Here is a 7,217-nt window from a genome sequence, read left to right as displayed (position 1 = left end):
GGCCCTCACCCGGCGACGTTCGACAGCGGGTGAGCGACACCGGCTGAGTGACATCGGCCGAGCGGGTCCACACCCACGCCGTCGAGGGCGCCCCTGCGCAGGGGCGCCCTCGACGCGTCAGTTGGGCTGTCCGATCGGGCGGACGACGACGGTGTTGACGTCGACGCCCTCGGGCTGGCGGATCGCCCACACCACCGAGTCGGCGATCTGGTCGGCGGTGAGCAGATGCCCGGGCGGCAGGCTGCCGTAGCTGTCCCAGAAGGGGGTCTCCACCCGGCCGGGGGCGATCAGGGTCACGCCGACGCCCCACTCGGTGACCTGGCGCCGGGTGTTCTCGGCGAGCCCGGTCACCGCCCACTTCGTCGCCCCGTAGATGTTGCCCGGGGTGGGCACGAAGCCGGCGACGCTGCCGACCAGGACGATCCGGCCCCGGGTCTCCTTCAGGGCGTCGATGGAGGCGCGGATGAGGAAGGCGGGACCGAGCACGTTGGTCAGGACCATGTCGGTCCAGCCGGCCGGGTCGCCCTCGGCGACGGAGTCATGGGTGGCGGTGCCGGCGTTGGCGACGACGGTGTCCAGTCGACCGTACTGCTTGAGCGTACGGTCGACCGCCGACTGTATGGAGTCGTAGTCCGCCGTGCTGCCGACGACCGTCAGCAGCCCCTCCGGGTCGCCCAGTTCCGCGGCGAAGGAGCGCAGCCGCTCCTCACCGCGTCCGGTGACGGTGACCCGGTATCCGGCTTCCAGCAGTTGACGCGCCACAGCGGCGCCGATGCCGCTGCCGCCGCCCGTGATCAGTGCGACCGGCGCGTCCGGAGAGCTGCTCATGGTGTGTACCCCCAGTGGTTGCGTGAACGACGCGCAGTCCACCACTTGGAGCGCTCTCCAAGTCAAGCTTTCCTGGCCCAAGTCAGGCCCGCCTACGCGGGCTTCACCGCCGTGTGCACGGTGTGGGCCGCCAGGACGAACACGTCCGGCCGGCGGTGCACACCCGCCGGGTCCTGCGGGTCGAGCAGCCGGTCCAGCACGGCGCGGTCGTCGGCGTCGAGGGCGTCGCCGAAGGCCTCGCGCACCCGGCCGAGGGAGGTGGCGATGTGGGCGCGCGCCGGTTCGGGGGCGGGGGCGGGCAGGTCGAGCAGGAAGCTGCGGGTGCGGGTGTGCTTCAGGCCCGCGGCGTTCAGCAGCGCCGGCCAGTCCTCGGTCTCCTCGACGGAGCCGGGCAGGTCGGCCCGCATCCGGGCGAACCACTCCGCCTCCAGGGCGTCGAGCCGCGCCTGAAGACCGGAGCGGCCGAATCCGAGGTCGCGCGGCAGGAACCGGGGCGGCAACCCGCCCTCCATGATCGCCAGCGTGCCGCCGGGCGCCAGCCGCCGCGCGAAGGCGGTGAGGGCGGCGCGCTGGTCGCCGAGGTGGTGCAGGCTGCGGCCGGCCCACAGCAGATCGGCCGGATAGTCCAACTCGTCGAGAATGCCGGGCAGTTCACCGGCGAGCGTGCCGAAGCGGTCGCCGTGCCCGAGGCGGGCGGCGCGGGCCCGCGCCCGCTCCAGGAGCGGCTGGGAGCCGTCCACCGCCAGGACCCGCGCGCCGGGGAACGTCTCGGCGAACAGACAGGAGACGACCCCGGGGCCACTGCCCGCGTCGACGATCAGCCCCGGCTCGGTCACCTCCTTGCCCAGCCAGGACAGGGCCTGCTCGTACAAGGGCGTGAACAGCTCGGCCTGGGCCTCCAGGTGCGGGCCCATCTCGGCCCAGTCGATGTCGGTGTGGTGACCATGACCGTGGCCGTGGGCATGGTTGTGGGCGGTGCCGTGGTGGCCCTGGTGTCCCTGGTGTGCATGCTGCTGGGGCTGTTGGTGGTGCTGGTGTGCCATGGTGGTCAGCCTCTCGTTCGGGATGCCGTCAGCGTGCGCCGACGCACCGGGCCGGGGCCACCGCTGTTGCGGAGACGGCAAAAAACCGGGTGCGGGGCGCGCGTCGGATCCCCGACGATGGCCGGATGGACGACGAGTTGGTGGAGCGTTTCCTCGAGGACGGGTTCGTGAGGATCGAGGGCGCCTTCCCGCCCCGCGTCGCCGAGGACTGCGCGCGGCTGCTGTGGCGGGAGACGGGGTACGACCCGGAGGATCCCGGCACCTGGAAGGAACCGGTGGTCCGGGTCGGCGGTATGGCGCAGGGCCCGTTCGCCGCGGCGGCCAACACCCCGGTGCTGCACGAGGCGTTCGACCTGCTGGTCGGCGCGGGCCGCTGGGAGCCGCGCTACTCGCTGGGCACCTTCCCCTTGCGTTTTCCGCACGCGGCGGAGCCCGGCGACACCGGCTGGCACATCGAGGGCAGCTATCTCCCCGAGGGCGGCGCCCACTACTTCACCAACCTGCGCTCGAAGGACCGGGCGCTGCTGATGCTGTTCCTGTTCAGCGAGGTGACCGAGGCCGACGCCCCGACGCGCGTCCGGGTCGGCTCGCACCTCGACGTGCCGCCGGTGCTGGCGCCGTACGGGGAGGAGGGCGCGTCCTTCCTGGAGCTGGGCCCGCTGGTGGACGCGGCCTCCGCCGCCCGGCCGGTCGCGTACGTCACGGGGCGCCCCGGCGACGTCTACCTCTGCCATCCGTTCCTGGTGCACGCGGCCCAGCCGCACCACGGCGCCCGGCCCCGCTTCATGGCCCAGCCCCCGCTGCATCCGGCCGTCCCGTGCGCGCTGGAGCGGCAGGACGGTGACTACTCGGCGGTGGAGTTCGCGATCCGCCGGGGTCTTGCCCGGGAGAACCCGTAGGGCGGGGCCCCCGGGGACAGCGGACCAACACGCCGGGAGGGCACCGGACCATCACGCCGGGAGATGTCCGGGTCGCGCGTCCCCGTCATCTCAGGGCACTCTTGGTGAGCCACTCGTCCCAGTCTGCGTTCCAGTCCCCGAAGCCGTTGTTCAGGGCCACCTCGCCCTTGGTCTCCGCGCCCTTGACCTCGAACGGGTCACCGATCCGTACCTGGTCGTAGAGCCATGCGGCGTCGGCGTCGCTCATGCCGATGCAGCCGTGGCTCCGGTTGGCCCTGCCGAAGTACGCCGTGTTCCAGGGCGCGGCGTGCGCGTACGTGCCGGACCAGGTCAGCCGCATCGCGTAGTCGACCTCCTGGTCGTAGGCGTCGCCGAGGCCGACGGTCTCGGAGTTCATCCGGATCGTGCCCTCCTTGGCCATCACGACCTCCGTGCCCCGCCAGGAGCCGGTCTCCGGGCCGGGGGTGCCGCCGGAGACGGCGAAGGTCCGCACCGTGCGGCCGTCGCGCTCGACGGTGAGCCGCTTGCGGTCGAGGTCGACCCTGACGACCTGCTGTGCGCCGACGGTGAAGGCGAGCCGGTAGTCGCGGACGAACCAGCCGCCCGTGCCCGAGTCGGTGCCGTTCAGGCGGGCGTCCAAAGTCACCTTGGTGCCGGGCTTCCAGTACTCCTTGGGCCGCCAGTCGACCCGGTCCTTGCCGGACCAGTCCTTCATCCAGCCCCAGGAGCCCTCGGTGTCGTTCGAGGTGGTGACCTTCAGCTGCTTCTCCACCGCCGCCTTGTCGGTCACGGGGTGGTCGAAGACCAGGGAGATCGGCTGGGCCACGCCGACCGTGGTGGCGTCGCCCGGCCGCCATTCCACCTTGTTGACCTTGTCGGCTGCGGCGGTGGTGAACGACGCCCGCGCGTTCCCGCTCGTGCCGTCCTTCGTGCGGGTGTCCGCCTTGACGGTGTAGGCGGTGCCGGGTGCGGCGTTGCGGTCCGAGGTCCAGGTCAGTCTGTCGGCCGACAGGCGGCCGGTGAGGGTGCCGCCCCGGGCGTCGGTGACGGTGACCGAGGTGAGGGTGCCGCCGTGCGCGGCGACCCGCACCGGCTCGCCCGCCTTCGCCCGCGTGCCGTGGGGCGTCACGGTGACCGTCGCCGGCCGGCCGCCTCCCCCGCCGTCGGCCTTCGCGTCCGACGCGGCCGGTGTGCCGTCGGAGGAGCAGGCGGTGAGGGCCGCGGTCAGCAGGACGGCGGTCGTCGCGGCGGTGCGCAGGCGCACCGGGCCCGTGCGGGTCACGGCACGTATGTGGCTCAACGGAAACCTCCGTGAAAGTCGGGAAGAGGCCGGAACGTGACGGACCCTAAGCCGCGAGGAGCGGGCCGCGTCGGCGTCCGGGCCGTGTGACGGCAGGTGCAGCACAACGGTCATGGTCCGGTCACATTCGCCGCTCGGCGCGGTCATGGACGCCTGTGAATCTTCGTCGCGTTCCCGTCAACGGCACCCCCGAGGAGGCCCCGTGTCAGCGCTGCTCGTGACGGCAGGCTGTGGTCGGCACAAGGCGTGGCTGAGGACCGTCTCCGCGGAGACGTACCGCGCGTTCCTGGCGTCCCGCACCGGCTCCGCGTCGGCCCCCGGCTTTCTGCAGTGCCCGTCCTGGGCCGCGGTGAAGGACGGATGGCGGGCCGAGCTGCTCGGCTGGGGGCCGGAGACCGGCCCGGGGGCGGGGCGGTTGAGCGGAGTGGCGCTGGTGCTGCTGCGGCAGTTCCCGGGCACCCGCAAGTACTTCGCCTACCTGCCCGAGGGGCCGGTCGCCGACTGGACCGACCCGGACCTCGACGGCTGGCTCGGCCCGTTGCTGCACCATCTGCGCACGCTGGGGGCGTTCGCCGTACGGATCGGGCCGTCACCGGCCTACCGTCGGTGGGACGCCGCCGCCCTCAAGGCGGCGACGGGCCCCGGGCGGCGCCTGTCCGACGTGCTGACGTGCGAGGTCGACCCGTTGGGCGCCGCCGTGGCGGAGCGGCTGCGGTCGCGCGGCTGGCGGCGCTGCGGGGAGGACGGGGAGGACGGGGACGCCCAGCCCCGCTACGTCTTCCGGGTGCCGCTGGCCGGGCGCAGTGCCGACGACCTGTGGTCCGGGCTCAACCAGGAGTGGCGGCGCAACATCCGCCGGGCGCACAAGTCGGGTGTGCGGGTGACGGTCGGCTCGGCGGCCGAACTACCCGAGTTCTACCGGCTGTTGCGGATCACCGAGGAGCGCGACGGTTTCCGTCTCGGCCGCTCACTCGCGTACTACGAGCGCCAGTACGCCGCCCTCAACGCCGAGGAGCCGGACCGGATGAAGCTGTATCTCGCCCGTCACCAGGGCGAGATCCTGGCCGCCCACACCATGATCACGGTGGGCCGGAGGGTCTGGTACCAGACCGGGGCGTCCGCCGACCACCGGCGCGAGGTCCGCCCCTCCAACGCCCTGCAGTGGCAGATGATGCTCGACGCCCACGCGGGGGGCGCGGAGGTCTACGACATGCGCGGCATCCCCTCCACGCTCGACCCGCAGGACCGCCCGTTCGGGCTGCTGCGCTGGAAGCTCGGCACGGGTGGGCAGGCCGTCGAGACGCTGGGGGAATGGGAGACGCCGTTGGGCGGCACCGCCAACCACACGCTGTACCGCGCCTTCCAGATGTACCTGGCCCGCCGATGAGCGCGCCGGCCACCCCCACCACCGGCCATGCCGGGCGAGGGGCCCATCGGCGGGTGTCGGTGCTGCGCAGCGGCGCGGTCATGGCCGCCGGTTCCCTCGTCTCCCGCGCCACCGGGTTCGTGCGGTCCGCCGTCGTCGCCGCCGCGCTCGGCGTGGGGCTGACCGCCGACGGCTACGCGGTCGCCAACTCCGTCCCGACGATCGTCTACACGCTGCTGCTGGGCGGCGCGCTGAACGCGGTCTTCGTGCCCGAGCTGGTCAGGGCCGCCAAGGAACACGAGGACGGCGGGGCGGCCTACACCGACCGGCTGCTCACGGTCTGCGGGGTGGCGCTGCTGCTGATCACGGCGGGTGCGGTGGGTGCGGCGCCCGCGATCGTCGCGCTGTACACCGACTACACCGGCGCTCAGGCGGCCATGACGGTCGCCTTCGCCCGCTACTGCCTGCCGCAGATCTTCTTCCTCGGCCTGTTCACCCTGCTCGGGCAGGTGCTCAACGCGCGCGGCCGGTTCGGCGCCATGATGTGGACGCCGGTCCTGAACAACGTGGTCGTCATCGCCGTCTTCGGCCTGTATCTGGCGACGGCCGGCACCGGGGGCACGCTCACCTCGGGCGAGACGGCGCTCCTGGGATGGGGCACCACGGCCGGGATCGCCGCTCAGGCGCTGGCGCTGCTGCCGTCCCTGCGCGGGGCACGGCTGCGCTGGCGGCCGAGGTTCGACTGGCGGGGCAGCGGACTGTCGCGGCCGCTGCGCTCGGCCGGCTGGCTGGTGCTGCTCGTGTTCACCAACCAGCTCGCGTACGGGGTGGTGACCTGGCTCGCGACGGCGGCGGGGCAGCGCGCGGCGGCCGAGGGGATCGACGGCGGGGCCGGGTTCAGCGCGTACACCAACGCGTACCTGCTGTGGGCCGTGCCGCACGGGATCGTCACCGTCTCGCTGGTGACCGCGCTGCTGCCGCGGATGAGCGGGGCGGCGGCCGACGGCGACCTCGCGGGGGTGCGGCGGGACGTCTCGTACGCCCTGCGCGGCAGTGCCGCCGCCGTGGTGCCCGCGGCCTGCGCGCTGCTGGTCCTCGCCGAGCCGGTGATGGCGCTGGTCTTCGGCTACGGCAGGACCGGCGCGGACGACATCGCGGTCATGGCGGGGGCGTTGGCGGCCTTCGCGCCCGGGCTGGTCGCCTTCTCCGGGCAGTACGTCCTCTCCCGTGCCTTCTACGCGCTCTCCGACACCCGCACGCCCTTCCTGCTGAACCTGGTGATCGCCGGGCTCAACGCGGGTCTGTCCGCGGTCGCCTGTCAGGTGCTGCCGGCGCGCTGGGCGGTCACCGGGATGGCCGGGGCGTACTCGGTGGCGCTCTTCGCGGGCTGGGCGGTCACCGCGTACGTGCTGGACCGCAGGCTCCCGGCGACGCCGGTGGAGGGCGCGTCGCCGGCGAGGAGGCGCGGCCGGCGTGCCGGGCCGCGACGTTCCCCGAGCACGGCCGCGCTGGCCCGGCTGCTGGTCGTCGCGGTCCCGGCCGCCGCGCTCGGGCACCTCACGGTCGCGTACACGGCCCGGTTCGGCCCGCTCGCGGCGGCGACGACGGGCGCGGTCGTCGTCCTGGCGGCCTTCGCGCTGTCGGCCCGCCCCCTGCGCCTGACCGAGTGGGAAACCGCCCTCGGGGCGGTGCCCCGCGCACTGCGCCGCCGGGTGTGACCAGCCACCCGGACCGCAGCCGTCCCCACGCCAAACGACGTGCGTCCCAACCGACTTGAGGAA

Annotated in this window: 6 protein-coding genes; 3 read left to right on the top strand and 3 right to left on the bottom strand. The window is 73.6% G+C overall.

Features of this window, described 5'->3' with window-relative positions; translation table 11 throughout:
- Positions 1 to 117: 117 nt before the first annotated feature.
- Complete coding sequence (locus ACPT94_RS27950) at positions 118 to 828, bottom strand: SDR family oxidoreductase (protein ID WP_360329913.1); 711 nt, start codon at positions 826 to 828, stop codon at positions 118 to 120.
- A 92-nt stretch (positions 829 to 920) separates the two neighbouring features.
- Positions 921 to 1,871, bottom strand: coding sequence for a class I SAM-dependent methyltransferase (locus ACPT94_RS27945; protein ID WP_360329916.1), 951 nt, complete (start codon positions 1,869 to 1,871; stop codon positions 921 to 923).
- Between the two features lie 125 nt (positions 1,872 to 1,996).
- Between ACPT94_RS27945 and ACPT94_RS27940 the strand changes: the two genes are divergently transcribed.
- On the top strand, positions 1,997 to 2,770 hold the full coding sequence (locus tag ACPT94_RS27940; RefSeq protein ID WP_360329919.1) for a phytanoyl-CoA dioxygenase family protein: 774 nt from the start codon (positions 1,997 to 1,999) through the stop codon (positions 2,768 to 2,770).
- Positions 2,771 to 2,855: 85 nt separating this feature from the next.
- On the opposite strand, the gene ACPT94_RS27935 is transcribed toward ACPT94_RS27940, so the two are convergent.
- The gene (locus ACPT94_RS27935) at positions 2,856 to 4,070 is read right to left on the bottom strand and encodes a L,D-transpeptidase (protein ID WP_425247113.1); all 1,215 of its coding nucleotides are present in this window, start codon (positions 4,068 to 4,070) and stop codon (positions 2,856 to 2,858) included.
- 202 nt (positions 4,071 to 4,272) lie between these two features.
- On the opposite strand from ACPT94_RS27935, the gene ACPT94_RS27930 reads away from it, so the two are divergent.
- Positions 4,273 to 5,457 carry a lipid II:glycine glycyltransferase FemX gene (locus tag ACPT94_RS27930; RefSeq protein WP_360329922.1) on the top strand — a complete coding sequence of 395 codons (1,185 nt, stop codon included), beginning with the start codon at positions 4,273 to 4,275 and terminating at the stop codon, positions 5,455 to 5,457.
- Positions 5,454 to 7,154 carry a murein biosynthesis integral membrane protein MurJ gene (murJ, locus tag ACPT94_RS27925; protein ID WP_425247112.1) on the top strand — a complete coding sequence of 567 codons (1,701 nt, stop codon included), beginning with the start codon at positions 5,454 to 5,456 and terminating at the stop codon, positions 7,152 to 7,154. The genes ACPT94_RS27930 and murJ overlap by 4 nt, the downstream gene beginning before the upstream one ends.
- Positions 7,155 to 7,217 lie beyond the last annotated feature (63 nt).

This window comes from Streptomyces aurantiaciflavus (assembly GCF_049808595.1).
Taxonomy (GTDB): Bacteria; Actinomycetota; Actinomycetes; order Streptomycetales; family Streptomycetaceae; genus Streptomyces.
The sequence above is the reverse complement of the archived record's forward strand: the minus strand, read 5'-3'. Positions and strand labels throughout refer to the sequence as shown.